This is a genomic window from Paraburkholderia caballeronis (genome assembly GCF_900104845.1).
GTDB classification, from domain to species: domain Bacteria; phylum Pseudomonadota; class Gammaproteobacteria; order Burkholderiales; family Burkholderiaceae; genus Paraburkholderia; species Paraburkholderia caballeronis.
In genome coordinates this window covers 3,296,987-3,321,405 of record NZ_FNSR01000001.1, presented here as the reverse complement: position 1 = coordinate 3,321,405, position 24,419 = coordinate 3,296,987, and the positions used below count along the sequence as shown (strand labels likewise).

At 69.3% G+C, this 24,419-nt stretch carries 22 protein-coding genes; 12 read left to right on the top strand and 10 right to left on the bottom strand.

Annotated features, from left to right (window positions below):
• Positions 1-70: 70 nt before the first annotated feature.
• Together BLV92_RS14825 and pdxH are read right to left on the bottom strand one after the other, a co-directional pair.
• The gene (locus tag BLV92_RS14825; protein ID WP_090546083.1) at positions 71-1,294 is read right to left on the bottom strand and encodes an SAM-dependent methyltransferase; all 1,224 of its coding nucleotides are present in this window, start codon (positions 1,292-1,294) and stop codon (positions 71-73) included.
• A gap of 246 nt (positions 1,295-1,540) precedes the next feature.
• Positions 1,541-2,176, bottom strand: coding sequence for a pyridoxamine 5'-phosphate oxidase (gene pdxH / locus BLV92_RS14820; RefSeq protein ID WP_090546081.1), 636 nt, complete (start codon positions 2,174-2,176; stop codon positions 1,541-1,543).
• Between the two features lie 170 nt (positions 2,177-2,346).
• On the opposite strand from pdxH, the gene BLV92_RS14815 reads away from it, so the two are divergent.
• On the top strand, positions 2,347-3,204 hold the full coding sequence (locus tag BLV92_RS14815) for a tRNA threonylcarbamoyladenosine dehydratase (RefSeq protein WP_090546079.1): 858 nt from the start codon (positions 2,347-2,349) through the stop codon (positions 3,202-3,204).
• Between the two features lie 78 nt (positions 3,205-3,282).
• On the opposite strand, the gene trxA is transcribed toward BLV92_RS14815, so the two are convergent.
• Positions 3,283-4,131, bottom strand: a complete 849-nt coding sequence (trxA, locus tag BLV92_RS14810; RefSeq protein WP_090546077.1) for a thioredoxin — start codon at positions 4,129-4,131, stop codon at positions 3,283-3,285.
• A 102-nt stretch (positions 4,132-4,233) separates the two neighbouring features.
• Positions 4,234-5,115 carry a pirin family protein gene (locus BLV92_RS14805; RefSeq protein WP_090546075.1) on the bottom strand — a complete coding sequence of 294 codons (882 nt, stop codon included), beginning with the start codon at positions 5,113-5,115 and terminating at the stop codon, positions 4,234-4,236.
• Between the two features lie 159 nt (positions 5,116-5,274).
• Between BLV92_RS14805 and BLV92_RS14800 the strand changes: the two genes are divergently transcribed.
• Positions 5,275-6,168 carry an EamA family transporter gene (locus BLV92_RS14800; protein WP_090546073.1) on the top strand — a complete coding sequence of 298 codons (894 nt, stop codon included), beginning with the start codon at positions 5,275-5,277 and terminating at the stop codon, positions 6,166-6,168.
• 73 nt (positions 6,169-6,241) lie between these two features.
• On the opposite strand, the gene BLV92_RS14795 is transcribed toward BLV92_RS14800, so the two are convergent.
• The gene (locus tag BLV92_RS14795) at positions 6,242-7,801 is read right to left on the bottom strand and encodes an N-acetylmuramoyl-L-alanine amidase (RefSeq protein ID WP_090547113.1); all 1,560 of its coding nucleotides are present in this window, start codon (positions 7,799-7,801) and stop codon (positions 6,242-6,244) included.
• Entirely contained in the window at positions 7,783-8,358 is a 576-nt protein-coding gene (tsaE, locus tag BLV92_RS14790; protein WP_090546071.1) for a tRNA (adenosine(37)-N6)-threonylcarbamoyltransferase complex ATPase subunit type 1 TsaE, read from the bottom strand. Before tsaE ends, BLV92_RS14795 begins: the two co-directional genes overlap by 19 nt.
• 17 nt (positions 8,359-8,375) lie before the next feature.
• Here tsaE and queG point away from each other — a divergent pair, with 17 nt between their 5' ends.
• From queG to BLV92_RS14755, 7 genes are all read left to right on the top strand, one after another.
• Positions 8,376-9,719, top strand: a complete 1,344-nt coding sequence (gene queG / locus BLV92_RS14785; protein WP_090546069.1) for a tRNA epoxyqueuosine(34) reductase QueG — start codon at positions 8,376-8,378, stop codon at positions 9,717-9,719.
• Between the two features lie 80 nt (positions 9,720-9,799).
• The gene (locus tag BLV92_RS14780; protein ID WP_090546067.1) at positions 9,800-10,270 is read left to right on the top strand and encodes a methylated-DNA--[protein]-cysteine S-methyltransferase; all 471 of its coding nucleotides are present in this window, start codon (positions 9,800-9,802) and stop codon (positions 10,268-10,270) included.
• An 11-nt stretch (positions 10,271-10,281) separates the two neighbouring features.
• On the top strand, positions 10,282-11,427 hold the full coding sequence (xerD, locus tag BLV92_RS14775) for a site-specific tyrosine recombinase XerD (protein ID WP_244283797.1): 1,146 nt from the start codon (positions 10,282-10,284) through the stop codon (positions 11,425-11,427).
• A 28-nt stretch (positions 11,428-11,455) separates the two neighbouring features.
• Positions 11,456-11,947 (top strand): Cys-tRNA(Pro) deacylase, encoded by a 492-nt coding sequence (gene ybaK / locus BLV92_RS14770; RefSeq protein ID WP_090547110.1) that lies wholly within the window; start codon positions 11,456-11,458, stop codon positions 11,945-11,947.
• A gap of 155 nt (positions 11,948-12,102) precedes the next feature.
• Positions 12,103-12,729, top strand: coding sequence for a glycerol-3-phosphate 1-O-acyltransferase PlsY (gene plsY, locus BLV92_RS14765; protein ID WP_090546065.1), 627 nt, complete (start codon positions 12,103-12,105; stop codon positions 12,727-12,729).
• A 436-nt stretch (positions 12,730-13,165) separates the two neighbouring features.
• Entirely contained in the window at positions 13,166-14,335 is a 1,170-nt protein-coding gene (locus tag BLV92_RS14760; RefSeq protein ID WP_090546063.1) for an acyltransferase family protein, read from the top strand.
• A gap of 226 nt (positions 14,336-14,561) precedes the next feature.
• The gene (locus BLV92_RS14755) at positions 14,562-16,361 is read left to right on the top strand and encodes a methyl-accepting chemotaxis protein (RefSeq protein ID WP_090546062.1); all 1,800 of its coding nucleotides are present in this window, start codon (positions 14,562-14,564) and stop codon (positions 16,359-16,361) included.
• 48 nt (positions 16,362-16,409) lie between these two features.
• On the opposite strand, the gene BLV92_RS14750 is transcribed toward BLV92_RS14755, so the two are convergent.
• Entirely contained in the window at positions 16,410-16,895 is a 486-nt protein-coding gene (locus BLV92_RS14750) for a YajQ family cyclic di-GMP-binding protein (protein WP_090546060.1), read from the bottom strand.
• A gap of 285 nt (positions 16,896-17,180) precedes the next feature.
• Here BLV92_RS14750 and murB point away from each other — a divergent pair, with 285 nt between their 5' ends.
• Positions 17,181-18,245 (top strand): UDP-N-acetylmuramate dehydrogenase, encoded by a 1,065-nt coding sequence (murB, locus tag BLV92_RS14745; RefSeq protein ID WP_090546058.1) that lies wholly within the window; start codon positions 17,181-17,183, stop codon positions 18,243-18,245.
• Positions 18,246-18,303: 58 nt separating this feature from the next.
• Here the strand turns inward: murB and BLV92_RS14740 are convergent, their stop codons facing one another.
• Positions 18,304-18,921 (bottom strand): hypothetical protein, encoded by a 618-nt coding sequence (locus BLV92_RS14740; protein WP_134168197.1) that lies wholly within the window; start codon positions 18,919-18,921, stop codon positions 18,304-18,306.
• A gap of 244 nt (positions 18,922-19,165) precedes the next feature.
• On the bottom strand, positions 19,166-19,993 hold the full coding sequence (locus tag BLV92_RS14735) for an EAL domain-containing protein (protein ID WP_090547108.1): 828 nt from the start codon (positions 19,991-19,993) through the stop codon (positions 19,166-19,168).
• Positions 19,994-20,322: 329 nt separating this feature from the next.
• Between BLV92_RS14735 and hmgA the strand changes: the two genes are divergently transcribed.
• Positions 20,323-21,663: a homogentisate 1,2-dioxygenase gene (gene hmgA / locus BLV92_RS14730; RefSeq protein WP_090546056.1), complete on the top strand. Its 1,341-nt coding sequence runs from the start codon at positions 20,323-20,325 to the stop codon at positions 21,661-21,663.
• Entirely contained in the window at positions 21,660-22,973 is a 1,314-nt protein-coding gene (fahA, locus tag BLV92_RS14725) for a fumarylacetoacetase (RefSeq protein ID WP_167627065.1), read from the top strand. Before hmgA ends, fahA begins: the two co-directional genes overlap by 4 nt.
• Before the next feature lie 92 nt (positions 22,974-23,065).
• On the opposite strand, the gene BLV92_RS14720 is transcribed toward fahA, so the two are convergent.
• Positions 23,066-24,265, bottom strand: a complete 1,200-nt coding sequence (locus tag BLV92_RS14720) for an MFS transporter (RefSeq protein WP_090546052.1) — start codon at positions 24,263-24,265, stop codon at positions 23,066-23,068.
• Between the last annotated feature and the right edge of the window lie 154 nt (positions 24,266-24,419).

Here is a 24,419-nt window from a genome sequence, read left to right as displayed (position 1 = left end):
GGTGTTGAAGTGAAGCGTGGCCCCCTCCGCCTCGATCGCGGCGCGCGGCACGGGCCGCGCGCCGCGCGGATCACGCGAGCGCGAGCGGCTTCTCGTACATGTAGCGGCGCGACCACGGCAGCGTTTTCGCGCTGCGGCCCGCCTTGCGGCAGACGATCTGGTAGATCGACACGTCGTCGTTCTCGAACGCGTATGCGCAGCCCGCCAGGTACACGCGCCAGATGCGGAACTTCTCGTCGTCGACGAGCTTCTTCGCCTCTTCCGCGTGTGCCTCGAACGCCTCCGCCCACAGGTCGAGCGTGTGCGCATAGTGACGGCGCAGGCTCTCGACGTCAACCGCCTCCAGCCCGCCGCGCTGCGCGGCTTCGAGCGCGAGGCCGATGTGCGGCAGCTCGCCGTCCGGGAACACGTAGCGGTCGATGAACTCGCCGCCGCCGAGCGCCGTTTCGCCGCTGTCCGCGTCCGACGACGTGATGCCGTGGTTCATCGCGATGCCGTCGTCCGCGAGCAGGTCGTGCACCTTGCGGAAGTAGGCCGGCAGGTTCTTGCGGCCGACGTGCTCGAACATCCCGACGCTCGTGATGCGGTCGAACTGGCCGGTCACGTCGCGGTAGTCCTGCAGGCGGATCTCGATGCGGTCGGCGAGGCCGGCCGCTTTCACGCGCGCGGTCGCGAGGTCGAACTGGTTCTGCGACAGCGTCACGCCGACACAGCGCGCGCCGAACTTCTGCGCGGCGCGCAGCACCAGCGCGCCCCAGCCGCAGCCGATGTCGAGCAGTTGCTGGCCCGGCTGAAGCTGGATCTTCGTCAGGATGTGGTCGATCTTCTTCAATTGCGCGGTCGCGAGGTCCTCGTCGCCGTTCTCGAAATACGCGCACGAATAGACCATGTTCTCGTCGAGCCACAGCCGGTAGAACTCGTTCGACACGTCGTAGTGGTACTGGATCGCCTTCTTGTCCGACGCCTTCGAGTGCGTGAAGTAGCGGCGCACGCGCGACAGCTTGCTCGCGCTCGTCACCGTGTTGCGCGCGAGCGCGTAGCTGATGTCGATGATGTCCGACAGCCGGCCATCGATGTCGATCTTGCCCTTCACGTACGCTTCGCCGAGGTTGTCGAGGCTCGGTTCGAGCAGCAGCGGCAGCGCGGCCGCGCTGTTCACCTTCAGCGTGACCTGCGGCGTCGCGAACGTGCCGAAGTCGTATTGCTCGCCGCTCCACAGCACGAGACGCGCCGGCAGGTTCGCGCTGTTGCGCACGCCATCGACCCACTGCGCAAGCTTCTTTTCCCAGAACATGTGTTTCTCTCCGTATTCAATGAACGACAAATCCAGAAATAGCACTGCAACGCGTTTCGCGGCGCACGACCGCCGCGACGCAGCCGCCGGTTCCGCTGGCCGTCGTGTCGCACGCAAGCGGCCGGAGGCCGGTGCTGCGCGACGGGTTTGCTGCCGGGCCTGGTCGGGAGGCGGGGCGGCGCCGACGGTGAGTGGGAAGGGCGGCCAGGCGGCCGCCGCTGGGGCGGCCGCGGTGAATCGCGACGCTTACGGCGCCAGCCGGTCGATCTGCCAGCCGCTGCCGGCGCGCGTGTAGCGGATCCGGTCGTGCAGCCGCGACGGGCGGCCCTGCCAGAATTCGAGCGTGTCCGGCACGACCCGGTAGCCGCCCCAGTGCGGCGGACGCGGCGGGTTGTCGCCGTATTTCGCGCGGACTTCGGCCTCGCGCGCTTCCAGCGTCGCGCGGCTGTCGATCACCTCGCTCTGCTCGGACGCCCATGCGCCGATCCGCGAGCCGGGCGGCCGCGACGCGAAATACGCATCGCTTTCCTCGGCGCTGGTTTTTTCGACCCGGCCTTCGATCCGCACCTGGCGCTCCAGCTCGATCCAGTGGAACAGCAGGCTAGCGTGCGGATTGACCGCGAGTTCATGGCCCTTGCGGCTTTCGTAGTTCGTGAAGAACACGAAGCCGCGTTCGTCGACGACCTTGATCAGCAGGATCCGCGCCGCCGGACGGCCCGCGGCGTCGACCGTCGCCACCGTCATCGCGTTCGGCTCGGGCAGCTTCGCGTCGAGCGCCTGTGCAAACCAGGTGTGGAACTGCTGGATCGGGTCCGGCGCGACGTCGGCCACGTCGAGCGAGCCCAGCGAGTAGTTTTTGCGAAGATCGGCGAGAGTCGTCATGTTTTATGCAACCGCTTCAATGGCGGACAAGTATAGCGAAGAAGGGAATCTCCGCGCATTGCGCCGTGCTCCGACGCGCCGCGCGCGATCAGGCAAAATACGGGTCTCGCGGAGCCAGGCTGTTCGGGCCGGTCCGCGTTCGACCGACCCGCCGCAACTCGATTCCCACCATGTCCACTATCCCGATTTCACCGCAAGCCGATCTTACCGCCGTCCCCGACCCGGTTGAAGCCGACCGGGCGCGACGTTTTGGCGGCGTCGCGCGGCTTTACGGCGCACCCGCGCTCGCCGCGTTCGAACGTGCGCACGTCGCGGTGATCGGCATCGGCGGCGTCGGCTCGTGGGCGGCCGAGGCGCTCGCGCGCAGCGCGATCGGCACGCTGACGCTGATCGACCTCGACAACGTCGCGGAAAGCAACACGAACCGGCAGATCCACGCGCTCGACGGCAACTACGGCAAGCCGAAGGTCGATGCGATGGCGGAGCGCATCGCGCTGATCGATCCCGCCTGCGACGTGCGGCTCGTCGAGGACTTCGTCGAGCCGGGCAATTTCGACGCGCTGCTCGGCGGCGGCTTCGATTTCGTGGTCGACGCGATCGACAGCGTGCGCACGAAGACCGCGCTGATCGCGTGGTGCGTCGAGCGCGGCCAGCCGCTTATCACGGCCGGCGGCGCGGGCGGGCAGCTGGACCCGACGCGCATCCGCATCGACGACCTGGCGCTGACGATCCAGGACCCGCTGCTGTCGAAGGTGCGCGGGCAGTTGCGCAAGCAGCACGGTTTTCCGCGCGGGCCGAAGGCGAAGTTCAAGGTGAGCGCGGTGTACTCCGACGAGCCGCTGATCTATCCGGAAGCGGCGGTGTGCGACGTCGATCCCGAGGCCGGTCACGTGGAGACGTCGCCGGGCCACCATGGGCCGGTCGGGTTGAACTGCGCGGGTTTCGGGTCGAGCGTGTGCGTGACCGCGAGCTTCGGGTTCGCGGCGGCGTCATACGTGCTGCGCGCGATTGCGCGGAAAGCGGCGTAACGTCGCCGTGTGTCTGATGCGGACATAAAAAAACGCGGCCCGAGGGCCGCGTTTTTTTATTCGGCGGAGGTGCGCGTGTCAGTTCAGCGCCGCGCCCAGCTTGCGTCGCCATTCGCCGACGAGTTGCGGCTGATGGGCGGCGAGGTCGAACACCGACAGCATCGTCTTACGGCCGATGTCGTCGCGGAACGAGCGGTCGCGCTTCACGATCTCCAGCAGATGTTCGAGCGCGCCCGCGTACTTGCGCCGCGCGATCAGCGCGCTCGCGAGGTCGAAGCGCGCTTCGAGATCGTCCGGATGCGCGGCGACCCGGTCTTCTAGCGCGTCGGTCGGCGGCAGGTCCGCGGCGGCGTCGAGCGCATCGAGGCGGGTCTTCAGCGCGTTGAAGCGCGCGTCGATGCCCTGCGTCGTTTTCGGCGACAGCAGGTCGACTTCGTTGTGCGCCTCGTCCACGCGGTTGTCCGCGAGCAGCAGTTCGATCAGGTCCATCCGCGCGTCGTCGAAGCCGGGATCGTAGGCGAGCGCGGCCTTCAGCGCGTCATACGCCTCGTCGCGGCGGCCTTCGGCGAGCGCCTCGTGCGCGGCGCGCCGCTCGCCTTCGGCCGCATCCGGAATCAGCCGGTCGATGAACTCGCGCAGTTGCCCTTCGGGCAGCACGCCGATGAACTGGTCGACCGGCTGGCCGTCCGCGAACGCGATCACGTGCGGAATGCTGCGCACCTGGAAGTGCATCGCGAGTTCCTGGTTCTCGTCGACGTTCACCTTCACGAGCTTCCAGCGGCCCGCGTATTCCGCTTCGAGCTTTTCGAGCATCGGCCCCAGCGTCTTGCACGGGCCGCACCACGGCGCCCAGAAATCGATCAGCACCGGCGCGAGCGCCGACGCTTCGATCACGTCCTTTTCGAAAGTGGCCAGGGTGGTGTCCATTGCACATCCTCTTCTGAAAACAGTTCGATTGCAGTTGGGGCCGAAACCGGCCGGTTCAACGCGGCGCCGCGGGCGTTTGCCTCGGCCGGATTTCGCGCCGCGTCAGCGCGGTTTCTTTTCCGGCAGCGGAATCCACTCCGTCTCGCCGGGCACCTGCCCCATCTCCTGACGCGTCCATGCGGCCTTCGCATGCTCGATCTTCTCGCGCGAACTCGCGACGAAGTTCCATTCGATGAAGCGTTCGCCTTCGAGCCGCTCGCCGCCGAGCAGCATCACGCGCGCGCCGCCAACGCTCGCGAGCGTCGCGGTCTCGCCGGGCACGAGCACGGCCATCGTCTGCGGCTTCAGCGGCTCGCCGTCGATCGACAGGTCGCCGTCCACCAGATACACGCCGCGCTCCTCGTGCTCCGGTTCAAGCGCGAATGCGCTGCCCGGCGCGAACTGCGCGGCGACGTACAGCGTGCCGGAGAACGTCGCGACCGGCGACGCATGGCCGAACGCGGTGCCGGCGATCACGCGCATCGTCACGCCATTGCGCTCGAACTCGGGCAGCGTGTCGGCCGCATGATGATGAAACGAAGGCTCGGCGTCCTCGTGATCGAGCGGCAGCGCGACCCACGTCTGGATGCCGTGCATCGTCAGTCCGCGCGGGCGGTCCTCGTCGGGCGTGCGCTCCGAATGGACGATGCCGCGCCCGGCCGTCATCCAGTTCACGTCGCCGGGGACGATCTTCTGCTGCGAGCCGAGGCTGTCGCGATGCATCAGCGCGCCGTCGTACAGATAGGTGACGGTTGCGAGCCCGATGTGCGGATGCGGCCGCACGTCGACGCCGCTGCCCGGCGCGAGCGTCGCCGGCCCCATGTGATCGAAGAAGATGAACGGCCCGACGAGCCGCGCCGCGAGCGCGGGCAGCACGCGCCGCACGAGCAGGTTGCCGATGTCGCGCTGGTGCGGCGTGAGCACTGCCTTGATCGATGAGGACATGGATGCGTTCCTGGATGGCCGTGGGGGCAACGCGCCCGCCGCATCGGGTTCGTGCCTGTGCGGTCCGCGCGGCGAAGAACGCCCATTCTAGCGCCCGTGCCGCGGCCGCGCTGCGCTCCGGTACACTCGCGATTCGATAACGAGAAGACGGAGCGGTCGATGTCGCCGAGGGACCTGTTGCTCGCGCTGGTGGTCGTGCTGGCGTGGGGCGTGAATTTCGTCGTGATCAAGGTGGGACTGCACGGCGTGCCGCCGATGCTGCTCGGCGCGCTGCGCTTCCTGCTCGCGGCGTTCCCGGCGGTGCTGTTCGTGAAGCGCCCCAGGATGCCGCTGCGCTGGCTGCTCGCGTACGGCGCGACGATCTCGCTCGGCCAGTTCGCGTTTCTCTTTTCGGCGATGTACGTCGGGATGCCGGCAGGGCTCGCGTCGCTCGTGCTGCAGGCGCAGGCGTTTTTCACGCTCGGTTTCGCCGCGCTGTTCCTGCGCGAACGGCTGCGCGCGCAGAACGTTGCCGGACTGCTGATCGCGGCGGGCGGCCTCGCGCTGATCTCGATGCAGGCGTCGGCGGCGGGCGCGCATCCGATGACGCTCGCGGGCTTCGTGCTGACGCTGTGCGCGGCGGTGATGTGGGCGCTCGGCAACATCGTGACGAAGAAGGTCGGGCACGTCGATCTGGTCGGGCTCGTGGTGTGGGCGAGCCTCGTGCCGCCGCTGCCGTTCCTCGTGCTGTCGTACTTTTTCGAAGGCCCGCAGCAGATCGCCGGGGCGCTCGCGGGCATTGGCGCGTCGTCGGTGTTCGCCATCGTCTATCTCGCGTTCATCGCGACGCTGCTCGGTTATGGCTTGTGGAGCCGGCTGCTGTCGCGCTACCCGGCGAGCCAGGTCGCGCCGTTCTCGCTGCTCGTGCCGATCGTCGGGCTCGCGGCGGCCGCGCTGCTGCTCGACGAGCATCTGTCGGCCGCGCAGGTCGGCGGCGCGGCGCTCGTGATGGGCGGTCTGGCGGTGAACGTGTTCGGCGGCTGGGTGCGCCAGCGGTTCGCGGCGGCGCGCTGAACGAAGCGGACAACGACTGCGCGGCGCGGCGCGAACCCGCGCGCGCGTCGCCGCGTCGTCCATCGGATCGGCATCAGGTCATCCGGCTCTTCGCGAGCGGCGGGTTCGCCGCGAAATAACGCTTGATGCCCTTCATGATCGCGGCCGCCATCTGGTCGCGATACGCTTCGTCGTTGAGCCGGCGCTCTTCGTCCGGGTTGCTGATGAACGCGGTCTCGACGAGGATCGACGGGATGTCCGGCGCCTTCAGCACCGCGAATCCGGCCTGCTCGACCGAGCCCTTGTGCAGCTTGTTGATGTCGCCGATCTCGTTCAGCACGAAGTTGCCGTAGCGCATCGAGTCGCGGATCTGCGCGGTCGTCGACATGTCGAAGAGGGCGCGGTTCACCGCGGCGTCGGCGGTCTTCACGTTGATCCCGCCGATCTGGTCCGACGCGTTCTCCTTGTTCGCCATCCAGCGCGCGGCTGCGCTCGACGCGCCGTGCTCGGACAGCGCGAACACCGACGAGCCGCGCGCGCTCGGCGTCGTGAACGCGTCCGCGTGGATCGACACGAACAGGTCCGCGCCGACGCGGCGCGCCTTCTGCACGCGCACGTTCAGCGGCACGAAGAAGTCCGCGTCGCGCGTCATCATCGCGCGCATGTTGGGCTGGGCGTCGATCTTCGCGCGCAGCCGCTTCGCGATGTCGAGCGCGATGTGTTTCTCGTACGTGCCGCCGCCGCCGATCGCGCCCGGGTCCTCGCCGCCGTGGCCCGGATCGATCGCGACGGTCAGCAGCCGGACCGTGCCGTTCTTGCCGCTCTTCGGCGTGGTGAAGCCGTAGTTGTCGTTGTCGCCGCTGCTGTCGCCATCGTCCTGCGCGAGCGCGGGGGCGGACGGCGCGGCCGGCTTCGGCCGCTGCGCGAGCGTGGGCGGTGCCGATGGAGCGGGGCGCGCGGCGTTCGCGCGCGGCGCAGGCGACGGCGGCGTGCCCGCGTCGCCCTGCGCATAACGCTGGAAGAACGCGTCGCTGCTGTCGGACGGCGCAGGCGGCGGCGCGGTCGGGCCGGCGAGCGTCGAAGGCGGCACGTCGCGCAGGTTCTCGCGCGCATCGAACTGCTGCTGCTTGCGTTCGGTCTGCGCGAGCAGGTCCATCAGCGGATCGGGCGCGACCGCCGGATACAGGTCGAACACGAGCCGGTAGCGATACGAGCCGACCGGCTCCAGCGTGAACACCTGCGGTTTCACCGAGCCCTTCAGGTCGAACACCATCCGCACGACATGCGGCTGATACTGGCCGACGCGCACCGACTGGATCTGCGGATCGTTCGGCGTGATCTTCGAGACGAGGTTGCGCAGCGAGTCGTCGAGGTCGAGGCCGTTCAGGTCGACGACGAGGCGGTCCGGGCCTTGCAGCAGTTGCTGCGCGTTCTGCAGCGGCTGGTCCGATTCGATCGTCACGCGCGTGTAGTCGCGCGCGGGCCACACGCGCACGCCGATCACCGAGGTCGCCCACGCGGCGCGCGGCGCGGCGAGGCCGAGCACCAGCGTCGACGCACCCGCCTTCAGGATCTGCCTGCGCCGCCAGTTGTGCGTGGCGGTGGCGGCGGATTCGATCGAGCGGAACGGTTTGATTAACATCTTTCTAGACATGCCTTTCCTGATGCGCTGAATGCCTGCGCGGTGAGCACGCGGCCGTCGCCGCGCTCGCCGGGTTCGAGCGTGAACACGAGGTCCGGCACGCCCAGCAGCGCGCCCGCACGTTGAGGCCATTCGACGAGGCAGACCGCGCCGCTGTCGAAGTATTCGCGAAAGCCCGCGTCGGCCCACTCGGCCGGATCGCTGAAACGGTACAGATCGAAGTGATAGAGCGGGAGTTCCCCGCCGGCCGTCGCCACCGTGTACGGTTCGACGAGCGTGTAGGTCGGGCTGCGCACGCGTCCGGCGTGGCCGAGCGCGCGCAGCGTCGCGCGCACGAGCGAGGTCTTGCCCGCGCCGAGGTCGCCGATCAGTTGAACCTGAAGGCCGCTGAAGGCGTTGTGGTCCGGCTCGCCGGCCGCCGTTCGTGCCGCGTATTCCGCTTCGATTGCCTTCGCGAAGCGCGCGCCGAATGCGTCGGTCGCGGCTTCGTCCGCAAGCTCGAAGCGGCGTTCGAGCAACGCGGGGGCGAAAGACTGAGGCGCGTGGTCGTGACCGGGCGTAACGGGCATTCTCGTAAAATGGCGTGATGAACCGCAGTCCGTTGCCTCCCACATCGCAGGCCGCCTTGCAGGCGCCTTCGGACGCGCACGTTTGCGCAGCCGGCGACGCGCGGCCGCCGCGCGAAGCGCCGGCGCCCGGCGTCCATCCTCTCGACGAAGCGGCGCTGGCCGCGCTCGCGGCGCGCATCCGCGCATGGGGGCGCGAACTGGGGTTCGGGGCGATCGGCATCAGCGACACCGATCTGTCCGATGCCGAGGCGGGGCTCGCCGCATGGCTCGAAGCGGGCAACCACGGCGAGATGGATTATATGGCCAAACATGGGATGAAACGCGCACGTCCCGCCGAGCTTGTGGCCGGAACGCGACGCGTGATTACCGCGCGGATGGCCTATCTGCCCGCATCGACGCTCGCGCCGCACGCCGATGGAAAGGCTCGCGAAAGTCTTGCGCCATCCGTCTCTGACAGTGGCGCTGCCGATGAACGCGTGCTTCGCGACGACGAGTCCGCGCTCGACTGGCGCGCGCGCGAGCAGGCGCGGCTTGCCGATCCGCAGGCCGCGGTCGTGTCGATCTATGCGCGCGGCCGCGACTATCACAAGGTATTGCGCGCGCGATTGCAGCAGCTTGCGACGCGGATCGAAGCAGAAGTCGGCGCGTATGGCTACCGCGTGTTCACCGATTCCGCGCCGGTGCTCGAAGTCGAACTCGCGCAGAAGGCGGGCATCGGCTGGCGCGGCAAGCACACGCTGCTGTTGCAGCGGGATGCCGGGTCGCTGTTCTTTCTCGGCGAAATCTACGTGGACCTGCCGCTGCCGGCCGACGCCGACGAGCCGTCGTCCGCCGCGCCCGAGACGCCGGGCGCGCATTGCGGCAGCTGCGCGCGCTGCATCGGCGCGTGTCCGACCGGCGCGATCACCGGACCCTACCGCGTCGATGCGCGGCGCTGCATCTCGTATCTGACGATCGAACTGGCGGGCAGCATCCCCGAGGAGCTGCGGCCGTTGATCGGCAATCGCGTGTACGGCTGCGACGACTGCCAGCTCGTGTGCCCATGGAACAAGTTCGCGCAGGCCGCGCCGGTCGCGGATTTCGACGTGCGCCACGGGCTCGATCGCGCGACGCTCGCCGAACTGTTCGGCTGGACCGATGCGCAGTTCGACGAACGGATGCAGGGCAGCGCGATCCGGCGCATCGGCTACGAACGCTGGTTGCGCAACGTCGCGGTCGCGATCGGCAATGCGCTGCGCAGCGGCGGCGGCGCGCTGCCCGCCGCGGCGCGCGCGGAACTCGTCGCCGCGTTGCGGGCGCGCGAGCACGACGCGTCCGCGCTGGTTCGCGAGCACGTGCAATGGGCGCTCGCCGCAGCGTAAAGTAGCGGGCACGGTAGCGGGCAGGCGGGCGCGACCGGCCGCCGTCTCGGGCGGCGATTGCGATCAGGAGGCAAACCATCATGTTCAACGCAGTGATCGACGCGCCGTTCGGCAAGGTCGGCATCCGCACGTCGGCCGACGCGGTGCGCGAGATCGTCTATCTGCCCGCATCGACGGCGTCCGCCGCGCCGGACTGCGCGCTGGCCGAACGCGCGGCCGCGCAGATCGCGCGCTACTTCGACTGCGCGACGGCCGGCTTCGACCTGCCGCTCGCGGCGCTCGGCACGCCGTTCCAGCGGCGCGTGTGGGACGGCATCAACACGATCGGCGCGGGCACGGTGCTCACCTACGGGCAACTCGCGCAGCGCATCGGCGGCGTGCCGCGCGCGGTCGGGCAGGCGTGCGGGTCGAACCTCTTTCCGCTCGTGATCCCGTGCCATCGCGTGGTGTCCGCGAGCGGCATCGGCGGCTTCGCGCATCACGGCGGCGACGGCTTCTTTCGCGACGTGAAGCGCTGGCTGCTCGCGCACGAAGGCGTGCGGATTCCATGACGAACGGCGCGATGAACACGACGAACACCGCAGGCGAGCCGCCGGCAACCGCATCGGACGACGCGACGCAGACCCCGGCCGGCGACGGCGCGGCGAACGCGACGCCAGCCACGGGCGGCGCGCGCGCGAAACGGGGCGCTCGCGCGGCGGCCGGGCGAGACGCGACGGCTGCCGCCGCGAAGCCACCGCGCCGCGCGTCGGCGGCCGACGCAACGCCGGTCGATGGAAACGATAACGACGGCGACGACCCGCCGCCCTCCGCGTCGCTCGCCGAAAGCCTGCTGTGCATCGACCAGTTCTGCGACGGGCTGTGGCTCGAACACGGGCTGTCGCGCAATACGCTCGATGCGTATCGCCGCGACCTGTGCCTGTTCGCGTCGTGGCTCGCAGGTGCGCGCGACGGCACGCTCGACCGCGCGGAAGAACGCGATCTGCTCGCCTACGCGGCGCTGCGCAAGGACGACAAGGCGACCTCCGCGAACCGCCGGCTGTCGGTGTTTCGCCGCTACTACGGCTGGGCGCTGCGCGAGCGCCGCGTGAGCGCGGACCCGACCGTGCGCATCCGCTCCGCGAAGCAGCCGCCGCGTTTTCCATCGACGCTGACCGAAGCGCAGGTCGAATCGCTGCTCGGCGCGCCGGACGTCGCGACGCCGCTCGGCCTGCGCGACCGCACGATGCTCGAACTGATGTACGCGAGCGGGCTGCGCGTGACCGAACTCGTCACGCTGAAGACCGTCGAGGTCGGGCTGAACGAGGGCGTCGTGCGCGTGCTCGGCAAGGGCTCGAAGGAGCGGCTGATTCCGTTCGGCGAGGAGGCGCACGCGTGGATCGAGCGTTATCTGCGCGAGTCGCGGCCCGCGCTGCTCGGCGCACGCACGACCGACGCGCTGTTCGTCACCGCGCGCGCGGAAGGGATGACGCGCCAGCAGTTCTGGCACATCATCAAGCGCCACGCGGCGGCGGCCGGCGTGCATGCGCCGCTGTCGCCGCACACGCTGCGCCACGCGTTCGCGACGCACCTGCTGAACCACGGCGCGGACCTGCGCGTCGTGCAGCTGCTGCTCGGCCACAGCGACATCTCGACCACGCAGATCTACACGCACGTCGCGCGCGAGCGGCTGCGGGTGCTGCATGCGAAGCACCATCCGCGCGGATAACGGGCGGTCCGCGTTTTACAATGCGCCGATGAGCAAATCGAAACACGTATCCGAAACGCCGGCGACGCAGATGCTGCGCCGTCACGGCGTTGCGTTCGGCGAACATCCTTATGACTACGTCGAGCATGGCGGCACCGAGGAGTCCGCGCGGCAGCTCGGCGTCGACGAGCATCGCGTGATCAAGACGCTGGTGATGGAGGACGAGCACGCGAAGCCGTTGATCGTGCTGATGCACGGCGACCGTAAGGTGTCCACCAGGAACCTCGCGCGGCAGATCGGCGCGAAGCGCGTCGAGCCGTGCAAGCCCGAGGTCGCGAACCGGCATTCGGGGTATCTGGTCGGCGGCACGTCGCCGTTCGGCACGCGCAAGGCGATGCCGGTCTATGTCGAGGCGTCGATCCTCGATCTCGACGAAATCTGGTTGAACGGCGGGCGGCGCGGCTTTCTCGTGAGCCTGTCGCCGTCGGTGCTGCAACCGCTGCTCGGCGCGAAGCCGGTGAACTGCGCGAGCGTGGACTGACGCGGGCCTGCGAAGTGCGCCTGTGCAGCATGCCTGCAAAGCGGGCATCGTTACGCGCCGCGCTTCGGTAGAATGAGCGCCTTCGCGCGCGGCGGCTCGTCCATCGCGGCATCCGCCGGCGCGCCTTTCCGCTTCTGTCCACACGGGTTTCGCGCATGTACAACCTGATCGTCGCCGTTCTCGCCTATCTGATCGGCTCCGTTTCGTTCGCCGTGATCGTCAGCGCCACGATGGGGCTCGACGACCCCCGCTCGTACGGCTCCGGCAACCCTGGCGCGACGAACGTGCTGCGCAGCGGCAACAAGAAGGCCGCGGTGCTGACGCTGATCGGCGACGCGTTCAAGGGCTGGCTGGCGGTATGGCTCGTCGTGCGCTTCGGCCCGGGCTTCGGGCTCGGCAACGATGCGATCGCGCTTGCCGCGATCGCCGTGTTCCTCGGTCACCTGTATCCGCTCTTCTTCCGCTTCAAGGGCGGCAAGGGCGTCGCGACCGCGGCCGGCGTGCTGCTCGCGATCCATCCGGTGCTCGGCATCGCGACGGTGCTGACGTGGCTCATCATCGCGTTTTTCTTCCGCTATTCGTCGCTTGCCGCGCTCGCGGCCGCGGTGTTCGCGCCGGTGTTCGACGTGTTCCTGTTCGGGCCGAGCACGATCGCGCTCGCGATCCTCGCAATGAGCGTGCTGCTGTTCTGGCGGCATCGGTCGAACATCTCGAAGCTGATTGCCGGGACGGAAAGCCGGATCGGCGGCAAGAAGAACGCGCAGCGGGAATCGCAGTCTTGAGCGTCGCGGGGGCGGCGTTCGGGCAAGCGGGTTCGGTTCGAGGTTTCGCTTCGTTGTCGGCTTCGACCGGAGGTTCGGGGTGCCATCTTCACGGTGTCGACGAGTTGCGATTCCAGGACGCAACGTCGCCCATCCGCTCCCCGTTCCCGGCACGCACATCGGGTCGCGTCGGCCTCGATCCTCCCTCCTTCATTGGCGACCGGGCCTGAGCCATTCGCGAAGCACAGCCAGCTACGCTGATCCTGTTCGCGATCCTTACCGAAACACTACAGCCTCGGTGAAACGCTGAAGTCCCCGGCAGCGCGGACGCGCCGGCACCTGCGCCCGGCCGTTTCGCGCGCCCGCGGGGACAATTGCTAGCATCCGCTCGCCAGCCGCGCGGGACGCGGTTGTCGCACTGCTATGCTCGGTGGACCTTTAGCCCGATCTCCGCGCGATGGCGACCACGCACTTTCCGTTGTGGGCCGGCTGGGTCGCGACCGGCGCCGCGTTCGCGGCCGCGGCGCTGGCCGCGCGCCGCATCGATTTCTTTCGCGACGCGATTGGCGCCGCCGACGGCGCGCGGTTCGGCCACCTCGACGGCCTGCGCGGTTATCTCGCGTTCGCGGTGTTCGTCACGCACGCGGCGTCGAGCGTCGGCTGGTACCGCACCGGCGTCTGGGCGTGGCCCGACTCGGTCGCGTTCATGCTGTGCGGCCGCGTGCCGGTCGCGCTGTTCTTCATGATCACCGGGTTCCTGTTCACGCGGAAAGTCGTCACGACGCGCGGGCGGCTCGACTGGAAGCGGCTCTATGCCGGACGACTGCGCCGGCTCGCGCCGCTGTATCTGCTCGTGACGGCGGCGATCTTCGTCGTCGTCGGCCAGAAGACCGGCTGGGTGCTGCGCGAGCCGCCGGCGACGCTGTTCGTCGGCGCGTTCAAGTGGCTCGGCCTCGGCGTGCTCGGGCACGGCAACCTGAACGGTCTGAAAGCGACCGCGCTGATCGATCCGGCGATGTGGACGCTGCGCTACGAATGGATCTTCTATGCGGCGCTGCCGGCCGTCGCGTGTTTCGCGACGCCGCGCCGCGCGCCGCTGCTCGTCGGGCTCACGCTGCTGCTCGTGTACGCGTTCGGCGTCGATGCGGTCGTCGTCAATTTCCTGTTCGGCGCGTTCGCCGCGCTGCTTCACGTGCGCCGGCCGCTCGCGCCACGGTTATGCCAGCCGGCGGCCGGCGCGGTCGCGCTCGTTGCGTTGGGCGCGACCGCGCTGCCGTTCGCGCGCGACTACGGTTTCGCGCAGTCGCTGCTGCTGTCGCCGTTGTTCGCGTGCGCGCTGTACGGCAACGCGTTGTTCGGCGCACTGACGATGCCGGCCGCGCGCGTGCTCGGACTCGTCAGCTACAGCGTGTACCTGACGCATGGCGTGCTGCTTTACGCGGGCCTGCAATGGCTCGATGCGGTCGCACCGGTCGCCGGCATCGGCGACGTCGCGTATGCGGGCGTGATTGCGGCGATCGGCGTGACGACGGTCGGCGTATCGCTCGCGACGTTCCGCTTCGTCGAGTATCCGTTCATGAAAGACGGCCGCGCCGCGCAGCCGGCCGCCGTCGCCGCCGCGCAGTGAGCACGGTTCGGTTGACGGCGGTGTCAGGTGCCGTTTTTCATACGGCTGTCATTTGGTTTCCTGCGCAAACGTTTAATTGACGCGCGCAAGAAATAACGCTCGTATTCCGCGGGCATTCGCCTGCCGCAAGCTCAAGTGGCCATCGCGCGATGCCGTTAACCCGCATAACGACGTGACGCCGCGAGAAGGCGGATTTCGTCGTCGAATCTCAATCCGCGGGAGTTCCATGTTCTCTACCATTCGCGCGCGTATCGTCGCGCTGTGCGTCGTCATCGTCGTCGTCGCGCTGGCGGCGAACGCCGCGCTGAACTATGTCGTGTCCAGCGCCGATCAGGCGAAGTCGATCAACGAAATGCTGCGCGCGGTCGAGGACAGCCACGCGGCCGGCATCGCCGACTGGGTCGCGTCGCACGGCCGGATGATCGACTCGGTGCAGGACGCCGCGCTGTCGCCGGACCCGACCGCCGCGCTGAAGCAGGTCGCGTCCGCCGGCGATTTCACGAACGTGTACGTCGGTTACGCGGACCGCACCGCGAAGTTCTCGGACCCGACCGGCATCCCGGCCGACTACGATCCGACCGGCCGCCCGTGGTACAGGCAGGCGGTCGCGGCGGGCAAGGGCGTCGTCACGCCGCCGTACGTCGACGCCGGCACCGGCAAGCTGGTCGTCACGTTCGCCGCGCCGATCGTGCGCGACGGCGCGGTGAAGGGCGTGGTCGCCGGCGACGTGACGATGGACACCGTGATCGCGAACGTGAAGTCGATCCATCCGACGCCGGCCAGCTTCGGGATGCTGATCGACAGCACCGGCCAGATCGTCGCGCATCCGGACGCGAAGCTGACGCTCAAGCCGCTGTCCGACCTCGCGCCGGCGCTCGGCGCGGACCGCCTGCCGGCGCTGCTGGGCGCGGACGAGCCGCTGCCGGTCGGGGTCGGCGGCAGCACGAAGCTGATGCGCGCGGAGCCGATCGCCGGCACCGACTGGCGCGTGATCGTCGCGCTCGACAAGACCGACGCGACGGCCGGGATGCGCTCGCTGCTGACCGTGTCGCTGATCGCGCTCGTCGTGATCGCGGCCATCGCGGCGGCGCTCGTCGCGGCGGCGACCGCCGTGTCGTTCCGCCGGCTGTCGCAGGTGCGCGACGCGATGGATGCGGTCGGCGCGGGCGAAAGCGATTTGACGCTGCGCCTGCCGGTGGCCGGCAACGACGAGGTCGCGCAGATTGCGCGTTCGTTCAACGCGTTCATGGACAAGCTGCGCAACGTGATGCGCCATCTGCGCGACACGAGCCACTCGGTGCGCACCGCGACCGACGAGATCGCGGCCGGCAACGTCGACCTGTCGGGCCGCACCGAGGCGGCCGCCGCGAGCCTGCAGCAGACGGCCGCGTCGATGGAGCAGATCACCGCGACGGTCGGGCAGTCCGCGAACGCCGCGCGCCAGGCCGATGCGACGGCTGCGTCCGCGTCGGCCGTCGCGTCGCGCGGCGGCGTCGTGATCGCGGACGTCGTGACGACGATGGGCACGATCGAGAACGCGTCGGTGAAGATCGCCGACATCATCGGCGTGATCGACGGCATCGCGTTCCAGACCAACATCCTCGCGCTGAACGCGGCGGTCGAAGCGGCGCGCGCGGGCGAGCAGGGGCGCGGTTTCGCGGTGGTCGCGTCCGAGGTGCGCAGCCTCGCGCAGCGCAGCGCGCAGGCAGCGAAGGAGATCAAGGAACTGATCGAATCGACGGTCGCGAGCGTCAGCTCCGGCTCGCAGCAGGTGCGCCACGCCGGCGACACGATGGCCGAGATCGTCAGCAACGTGTCGAACGTGACGACGATCATTTCCGAAGTCACGCAGGCCGCCGACGAGCAGACGCGCGGCATCCAGGAAGTGAACCGCGCGGTGAGCCAGCTGGACGAGATGGTTCAGCAGAACGCGGCGCTCGTCGAGGAATCGACGGCCGCGGCCACCGCGCTGCGCGCGCAGGCGGCGGATCTCGCGGAAGTGGTGGGGCAGTTCAGGCTCGAATGAGCCTGAGGTGACAGGGCGCGGGCAGGGCGTCGCCCGCGCGGTCGAGCGTCAGTCGCGGAAGTTGTTGAAGTCGAGCGGCGTGTCGGTCACGTCCTTGCGCAGCAGCGCGATCACGCTTTGCAGGTCGTCGCGCTTCGTGCCGGACACGCGCACCGCGTCGCCCTGGATGCTCGCCTGCACCTTGATCTTGCTGTCCTTCACGAGCTTCACGATCTTCTTCGCGAGGTCGCCGGACACGCCCTTCTTCACGGTGATGACCTGCTTTACCTTGTCGCCGCCGATCTTCTCGATCTTGCCGTAGTCGAGGAAGCGCACGTCGACGTTGCGCTTCGCCATTTTGGACAGCAGCACGTCCTTCACCTGGCCGAGCTTGAAGTCGTCGTCCGCGAATGCGGTCAGTTCGTGCTCCTTGTGCTCGACCCGCGCGTCCGAACCCTTGAAGTCGAAGCGCGTGGAAATTTCCTTGTTCGACTGCTCGATCGCGTTCTTCACCTCGATCATGTTGGCTTCGCAGACGACGTCAAACGATGGCATTGCGTTCTCCCAGTAGTGCGATGTCGGGCCGGAGCCGTTCGCCGGCGCGGGCCGCGCACTCGCTATAATCACGGACCGACGCCATTTTACCGGCGCGGTTCGGGTTTGCCCAAGGCCGCCGGATGGCCGGCTTGAGGGACCGCGTGAGGGTTGGCCCGACGGCCGCGGTTACGCCGGCTCGTCGTTCCGGCGCGCGGGCATGCAAATTCCGCCGGCGTTTGCCGCTTCGTTTCGCTGCTTTCCGCGTTTTCCGTTTCGTACCCGCTTCAGATCCGCTTCGTTCCGATGCCCGTTTCCGCTTCGTCTGCCGCGTCGTCCGGCGTGCCGCCCGCCTGGTTTTCCGCCGGTTATCCGCTGCGCGCGCACAACACGTTCGGTTTCGACGTGCGTGCGCACCTCGCGTGCCACATCGCGAGCGAGGCCGATCTTGACGCTGCCGTGCGCGACCCGCGCGCGGCCGGGCTGCGGCGGCTGGTGCTCGGCGGCGGCAGCAACGTCGTGCTGACGCGCGACTTCGACGGGCTCGTGCTGCTGGTCGGGCTGCGCGGCCGGCGCGTCGTGCGCGACGACGCCGCTGCGTGGTACGTCGAGGCGGCGGCCGGCGAGAACTGGCACGATTTCGTCGGCTGGACGCTCGACGAGCGGATGCCGGGCCTCGAAAACCTCGCGCTGATTCCCGGCACCGTCGGCGCCGCGCCGATCCAGAACATCGGCGCATACGGCCTCGAAATGGCGGAACGCTGCGCGTCGGTGCGCGCGGTCGAGCTGGAAACCGGCGACGTCGTCGAATTCGACGCGGCGGCATGCGGGTTCGGCTACCGCGACAGCTTTTTCAAGCGCGAAGGCCGCGACCGGTTCGTGGTCACGTCGGTCACGTTCCGGCTGCCGAAGCAGTGGGCGCCGCACGCGGACTACGCGGACCTCGCGCGCGCGCTCGAAGCGCGCGGCCGCGCGGCGTCGCCGACCGCGCGCGACGTGTTCGACGCGGTGGTCGCGGTGCGGCGCGCGAAGCTGCCGGACCCGCTGCAACTCGGCAACGCGGGGAGCTTCTTCAAGAATCCGGTGATCGATGCGCAGCAGTTCGGCGCGCTGGCCGCGCGCGAGCCGGGCATCGTGTCGTATCCGCAGCCGGACGGCCGCGTGAAGCTCGCGGCGGGCTGGCTGATCGACCAGTGCGGATGGAAGGGCCGCGCGCTGCGCGCGGCGGCGGTGCACGACCGCCAGGCGCTGGTGCTGGTGAACCGCGGCGGCGCGACCGGCGCGGACATTCTCGAACTCGCGCACGCGATCCGGCATGACGTGCGCGCGCGCTTCGGCGTCGAACTGGAGCAGGAGCCGGTCAGCCTCTGACGGCGGCCGGCTTCGTTGCCGCCCGCCGCCGTCCGGTTGCGGCGGCTTTCCCGTCGAGTTACGACTTCTTGTCCTTGTGCTCGGGTTTCGACGCGTGCTCGGGACGGTTCGGCGCCGGTGCATGACCGGGGCCGGGGCCGCCGGGCATCGGACGGTTCGGCGCGCCCGCGAACGCGTGGTCGTTGCGCTCGCCGTGCTCGGGGCCGCCCGCGCCCGGATGGCCCGGTGCGCCGAACGGATGCTCGGGACCGCCCGGATGGCCGGGGCCGCCCGCGAACGGATGTTCCGGACCGCCCGGGCGGCCGATCGGACGGTCGGGCAGACGGCCGCCGTGATGCGCCATCACCGAATGCAGTTCCTCGCGGCGATGGAACACCTCCGCGCGGTGGTCGCCGTGCGCATAGAACTCGCGGCGGCGCACGCCGTCCGGGCCGGTGACCCACAGATACGTGTTGCCGCCCACGACGACCACGTCGCGATCGACGATCGTCGACACGTACACGTCGGTCGGCATCGGCTGATACACCTCTTCGTAGGCCGGCTGTGCGCCGACCGCGACCGTTGCATTGATGCGGTTCGGGTCGAACGCGAGCCCGCCCCGTCCATCGGCTACGCAACCCGCGAGCGCCGCCGTGCAGGCGACCGCCGCGACGACGGCCTTGATTGTTGTTCTCAAACTGAATCCCCGTTTGTTTCAGGTTTTGGGTGGACGACTCCGTTTGCTAACGGCAGATGGGCGTCCGTTCTTGATAGCCGCGCGTGTCGGGATCGTTTTCGGCGATGGTTTTCGCGCGGTGCCTTGCGGCTTTGCGCACGGCGGGCGGGCGACAGACGGTCGGCAGACGGATGGCTGGCGGGGAGCGATCAGATAACCGGCGGATAACCGGCGCGCGACTGCGGGACGGACATTCCCGAGCCGTTCAGACGATCTTGTCCTGCGCGGCGAACAGCGGCCCCTGCACGAACCGCACGTCGTACTGTTGCAGCAGGTCGAACTGCGCGGCGTCCGCGACGCGGCTGAAGATCAGCGGGATGCGCAGCCGCGCCGCATAGCTGACGAGCGGCTTCACCATCGAGTCGCGCAGCGCGATGCCCGCATCCATCTTCACGAAGTCGAGCCGCGCCATGTCGGACACCGACAGGATCTGTCCGGCGTTCGGCAGGTTGCCGGCGACCTTGAAGCCGTAACGCTGGTAACTCTTCGTCAGGTAGCCGACGAAGGTCCGGTGTGCGACCGCGGCGGCCGGCAGTTCGATCACGATGCGCCCCGGGTTCAGCCCGAACGACACGAGGATATTCGAGAAGTGCCGGCCGTGGTCGTACTTCACGCTCTTCAGCAGCCGTTCGTGCACGCGCAGGAACAGCAGCCCGTGCTGCTTCGCGCCGAGGAAGTTGATCGCGTGCAGCGCGCGCGCCATCCGGTCGAGCGCGACCAGTTCCGGGTCGTCGAGCGTGTCGCCGAACGGGTCGCACGGCACCGCCTGCGGGCCGTCCGCGCGCAGCGTGACCGCCTGGAAGCCGAGTTCGTCGCCGAAGCGCTCGGCGCTCGCGGGCTCCGCCGACAGCGACTGTTCGAGGCCGTGCACGGTCACGTCGTAGATCGGCTCGTACGCGCTGCACAGTTCGATGCCGCCGCGCCGCGCGACGGCCTGTGCGGCGCGCGCGCCGGTGCCCATCGCGAGGTGCTCGCCGAGGAACGGATGCTCGGCTGCGCGGGCGACGAGTTCGGGAATGGTGGGTGGAATCATCGTGATCGGAAAGACGGCGGGCGGCGGCGTGGGCCATGCCGGACGCGGTTCGCGGCGGGGGGCGCCGATCACAGGATGGTAGCAGCCTGCGGCGCGCCGGCATGCACTAAATGGTCATATCGTTATCGGCACGGTTCCGCGCGAAGTAAAGCGGATCAGGGTTTACGTGGAATTTCACTATACGTAATTCGTTTTACCATTCGTAAATCGCGCGGCGGCTGCGCGGCGGAACGGCGTGCGCGCCGGCCCCGTCGCGGGCCGCGCCAGACCCGACGACCGCCGTGCGGCGCGCCCGCCGCGCCCGGCGCAGCAACGTGGAGACTCCGCTGATGAACGCACCCTTGCGCCCCCCCCTCGACGCCGGCTACCTGAGCGGCTTCGCCAACGAATTCGCGACCGAGGCGCTGCCCGGCGCGCTGCCGGAAGGCCGCAACTCGCCGCAGCGCGCCGCGTACGGCCTGTACGCGGAACAGCTTTCGGGCACCGCGTTCACCGCGCCGCGCTCGCACAACCGCCGCTCGTGGCTGTACCGGATCCGTCCGGGCGCGATGCATCAGCCGTTCACGCCGCTCGCGTCCGGCACGATCGGCGGCGCAATGCGGCTCGTCGCCGACTTCGCGGACGTGCCGCCGACCCCGCCGAACCAGTTGCGCTGGAACCCGCTGCCGATGCCGGCCGCGCCGACCGACTTCATCGACGGCTGGGTCACGATGGCCGGCAACGGCTCGGCCGCGTCGATGAACGGCTGCGCGATTCATCTGTACGCGGCGAACCGGCCGATGGTCGACCGCTTCTTCTACGACAGCGACGGCGAACTGCTGATCGTGCCGCAGCACGGCCGGCTGTCGATCGCGACCGAGATGGGGCGGCTCGACGTCGAGCCGTTCGAGATCGCCGTGATTCCGCGCGGCGTGCGCTTCGCGGTCGATCTGCCGGACGGCGACGCGCGCGGCTACCTCTGCGAGAACTTCGGTGCGCTGCTGCGGCTGCCGGACCTCGGGCCGATCGGCTCGAACGGCCTCGCGAATCCGCGCGACTTCCTGACGCCGCGCGCCGCCTACGAGGACCGCGAAGGCGATTTCGAACTGGTGACCAAGCTGAACGGCCAGTTGTGGCGCGCGGACATCGGCCATTCGCCGCTCGACGTCGTCGCGTGGCACGGCAACTACGCGCCGTACAAATACGACCTGCGCCGCTTCAACACGATCGGCTCGATCAGCTACGACCACCCGGACCCGTCGATCTTCCTCGTGCTGCACGCGCCGACCGACACGCCGGGCGTCGATTCGATCGACTTCGTGATCTTCCCGCCGCGCTGGCTCGCGGCCGAGGACACGTTCCGCCCGCCCTGGTTCCACCGCAACGTCGCGAGCGAATTCATGGGCCTCGTGCACGGCGCGTACGACGCGAAGGCCGAGGGTTTCGTGCCGGGCGGCGCGAGCCTGCACAACTGCATGGCGGGCCACGGGCCGGACGCGGACACCTTCGAGAAGGCGTCGAACGCCGACACGACGAAGCCGCACAAGGTCGACAACACGATGGCGTTCATGTTCGAGACGCGCACGCTGATCCGGCCGACGCGTTTCGCGCTCGAAACGCCGCAGCGTCAGGCGAACTACTACGAGTGCTGGCAAGGCCTCGCGAAACACTTCAACCCGGAGCAACGATGAGCCGCACCCTTCCGAGCGATCTTCAGGCGACGCTCGATCCGTCGCGCAAGAGCTGGATCGACAGCGCGAACGATCCGCACGGCGACTTCCCGATCCAGAACCTGCCGTTCGGCGTGTTCAGCGACGCGCGCGATGCGGCTACGCGCGTCGGCGTCGCGATCGGCGACTTCGTTGTCGATCTGTCCGCGCTCGCCGGCGCCGGCCTGCTGACGCTGCCGGCCGGCGCGCCGGCCGACCTGTTCGCGCAGCCCGCGCTGAACGGTTTCATCGCGCTCGGCCGCGCTGCGTGGCGCAGCGTGCGCGTGCAACTGAGCGCGCTGCTCGCGCGCGATACCGCGACGCTGCGCGACGACGCGGCGCTGCGCGAACGCGCGCTCGTGGCGCTCAAGGATGCGACGCTGCATCTGCCGGTCGAGATTCCGGGCTACACCGACTTCTATTCGTCGAAGGAGCACGCGACCAACGTCGGCTCGATGTTCCGCGATCCGAAGAACGCGCTGCTGCCGAACTGGTCCGAGATGCCGATCGGCTACAACGGCCGGGCGTCGTCGGTGGTGGTCAGCGGCACGCCGGTGCGGCGGCCGAACGGGCAACTGAAGCTGCCGGACCACGAGCGCCCGGTGTTCGGCGCATGCCGCAAGCTCGACATCGAACTGGAGACCGGCTTCGTCATCGGGCGCGGCAACGCGCTCGGCGAGCCGGTCGCGTGCGCCCACGCCGAGGATCACATCTTCGGGATGGTGCTGCTGAACGACTGGAGCGCGCGCGACATCCAGCAGTGGGAATACGTGCCGCTCGGGCCGTTCAACGCGAAGACGTTCGCGACGTCGATTTCGCCGTGGATCGTCACGCTCGACGCGCTGGAGCCGTTCCGCGTCGCGCAGCCGGCGCAGGAGCCGCAGCCGCTCGCGTATCTGCGACACGACGGCGACCACGCGTTCGACATCGCGCTCGAAGTGCGGCTGCGCGCCGAAGGCGCGAACGAAGCGACGACGATCGCGCGCACGAATTTCCGCCACATGTACTGGACGATGGCGCAGCAACTGGCGCATCACACGGTGTCCGGCTGCAACACGCGGGTCGGCGACCTGATGGGCTCGGGCACGATCTCGGGGCCGACGGAGGATTCGTTCGGCAGCCTGCTCGAACTGACGTGGAACGGCAAGAAGCCGCTCGAACTGAACGGCGGCGGCGCGCGGTCGTTCATCGAGGACGGCGACGAGCTGACGCTCGCCGGGTGGTGCCAGGGCGACGGCTATCGGGTCGGGTTCGGTACGTGCGTCGGGAAGATTTTGCCGGCGGCGAAGTGATTCGATCGTGTATGGCCGGTTGACCGGTCGATGAAGCCGGTGTCCTTCGATGGACGCCGGCTTTTTTCATGGCGGCTGCGGCGCGCGAAGCTTCAGCGTGGCGTGACGCTGCGGCGGACTGTCTCCTTCGCCCGCTGCGTGTCGTGGCTCTTATGTCCGCGCGCGTTCTCCCAGCGCAGCGCGACGAGAAACGCGAGCACCGCCGCGAGCAGCACCCACAGCATCGAGTCCGCGCCCGCGCGCTCCATCAGCGCGCCCGCGACGAGCGGGCCGCCGAAGCTCGCCGCGCTCCACGACGCGCTGACGAGCGCGCTCGCGGACACCAGCGCGACGCCTTCGAACCGCTCGCCGCACGCGACGATCGCGAGCGTGTAGATCGAGCCGGCCGCCGCGCCGAGCGCGAGCAGCACCGGCCAGTACAGCCACTGCGTCGCCATCGCGAACGGCAGCAACGGCAGCAGCGCCGCGACGACGACCCCCGCGCCCGCATGCACGCGGGCGCGGCCGAGACGGTCCGCGAGCCAGCCGATCGGCACCTGCATCACCGTGTCGCCGAACAGCACCGCCGACGCGAACAGCACCGCGACGTCCGCGCGAATCCCGTGGCCGATCGCGAACAGCGGCAGCAATGACAGCGCGAGCGTGTCGAACAGCGCGAAGAAGCCGGTCGCGATCACGAGCGCGGGCATCTTCGGCAGCACCGCGCGCCAGCCGCCGTGCGGACCGTGCGCGGCGGCGGCGTGCGGCGTCGTGCGGATCGCGGCGAGCACCGGCAGCGCGGCCACGAAGATCGCGCCGCAGATCGCGAAGCGCCATCCGGTGAAATCCGCGATCCGGTTCACCAGCACCGGGCCGGCCATCTGGAACAGCGTGAAGGTGGTCGCATAAACCGCGACGACGCGGCCGCGGCTCGCGTCGTTCGCGAGTTCGTTGACCCACGCCTCGCCGATCGTGAACAGCAGCATCAGCGCGGCGCCGCAGACGATCCGCAGCGCTGCCCAGACCCACAGGTTGGTGCCGGCCTGCATCAGCGCGGTCGCGGCGGCGACCGCGACGACCGAGCTGGCGATCACGCGGCGGTGGCCGAAGCGCGCCGCGATCCACGCGGCGAGCGGCACGACGACGAGGCCGCCGCCGGCCTGCGCGGCGGTGAGCAGCCCGACGATGCCGGCGCCGTGGCCGGCTTCGGACAACGCGAGTGCGGTAAGGGGAAGCGTGGCGCCGGACCCGAGGCCGACGACGGCGACGCTCAGGATCAGCGCGAGAAAATCGCGGGACAGGATGGCCTTCATCGGGCGAGATGCTACTACGGGTGAGGGGATCGGCCCGCCGGGGGCGGCAGCGGCGCGGGCGGTGTCGGGGCGGGGAGTGTGCCGTGCTTCCGGCGCGGACGCCATGTGGTCCGCGGCCGCGTTTCGGGTGCCGCGGCTGGGCGCACGCGATGGA

What these genes read in the sequence shown, in the direction of transcription:
- BLV92_RS14795 (WP_090547113.1), bottom strand. Translation starts at nt 7,801, where the DNA reads ATGTCTAGAAAGATGTTAATCAAACCGTTCCGCTCGATCGAATCCGCC.
- BLV92_RS14735 (WP_090547108.1), bottom strand. Translation starts at nt 19,993, where the DNA reads ATGATTCCACCCACCATTCCCGAACTCGTCGCCCGCGCAGCCGAGCAT.
- hmgA (WP_090546056.1), top strand. Translation starts at nt 20,323, where the DNA reads ATGAACGCACCCTTGCGCCCCCCCCTCGACGCCGGCTACCTGAGCGGC.
- BLV92_RS14760 (WP_090546063.1), top strand. Translation starts at nt 13,166, where the DNA reads ATGGCGACCACGCACTTTCCGTTGTGGGCCGGCTGGGTCGCGACCGGC.
- pdxH (WP_090546081.1), bottom strand. Translation starts at nt 2,176, where the DNA reads ATGACGACTCTCGCCGATCTTCGCAAAAACTACTCGCTGGGCTCGCTC.
- plsY (WP_090546065.1), top strand. Translation starts at nt 12,103, where the DNA reads ATGTACAACCTGATCGTCGCCGTTCTCGCCTATCTGATCGGCTCCGTT.
- BLV92_RS14825 (WP_090546083.1), bottom strand. Translation starts at nt 1,294, where the DNA reads ATGTTCTGGGAAAAGAAGCTTGCGCAGTGGGTCGATGGCGTGCGCAAC.
- BLV92_RS14755 (WP_090546062.1), top strand. Translation starts at nt 14,562, where the DNA reads ATGTTCTCTACCATTCGCGCGCGTATCGTCGCGCTGTGCGTCGTCATC.
- BLV92_RS14800 (WP_090546073.1), top strand. Translation starts at nt 5,275, where the DNA reads ATGTCGCCGAGGGACCTGTTGCTCGCGCTGGTGGTCGTGCTGGCGTGG.
- trxA (WP_090546077.1), bottom strand. Translation starts at nt 4,131, where the DNA reads ATGGACACCACCCTGGCCACTTTCGAAAAGGACGTGATCGAAGCGTCG.
- BLV92_RS14750 (WP_090546060.1), bottom strand. Translation starts at nt 16,895, where the DNA reads ATGCCATCGTTTGACGTCGTCTGCGAAGCCAACATGATCGAGGTGAAG.
- queG (WP_090546069.1), top strand. Translation starts at nt 8,376, where the DNA reads ATGAACCGCAGTCCGTTGCCTCCCACATCGCAGGCCGCCTTGCAGGCG.
- tsaE (WP_090546071.1), bottom strand. Translation starts at nt 8,358, where the DNA reads ATGCCCGTTACGCCCGGTCACGACCACGCGCCTCAGTCTTTCGCCCCC.
- BLV92_RS14815 (WP_090546079.1), top strand. Translation starts at nt 2,347, where the DNA reads ATGTCCACTATCCCGATTTCACCGCAAGCCGATCTTACCGCCGTCCCC.
- xerD (WP_244283797.1), top strand. Translation starts at nt 10,282, where the DNA reads ATGAACACGACGAACACCGCAGGCGAGCCGCCGGCAACCGCATCGGAC.
- ybaK (WP_090547110.1), top strand. Translation starts at nt 11,456, where the DNA reads ATGAGCAAATCGAAACACGTATCCGAAACGCCGGCGACGCAGATGCTG.
- BLV92_RS14780 (WP_090546067.1), top strand. Translation starts at nt 9,800, where the DNA reads ATGTTCAACGCAGTGATCGACGCGCCGTTCGGCAAGGTCGGCATCCGC.
- BLV92_RS14720 (WP_090546052.1), bottom strand. Translation starts at nt 24,265, where the DNA reads ATGAAGGCCATCCTGTCCCGCGATTTTCTCGCGCTGATCCTGAGCGTC.
- fahA (WP_167627065.1), top strand. Translation starts at nt 21,660, where the DNA reads ATGAGCCGCACCCTTCCGAGCGATCTTCAGGCGACGCTCGATCCGTCG.
- murB (WP_090546058.1), top strand. Translation starts at nt 17,181, where the DNA reads ATGCCCGTTTCCGCTTCGTCTGCCGCGTCGTCCGGCGTGCCGCCCGCC.
- BLV92_RS14805 (WP_090546075.1), bottom strand. Translation starts at nt 5,115, where the DNA reads ATGTCCTCATCGATCAAGGCAGTGCTCACGCCGCACCAGCGCGACATC.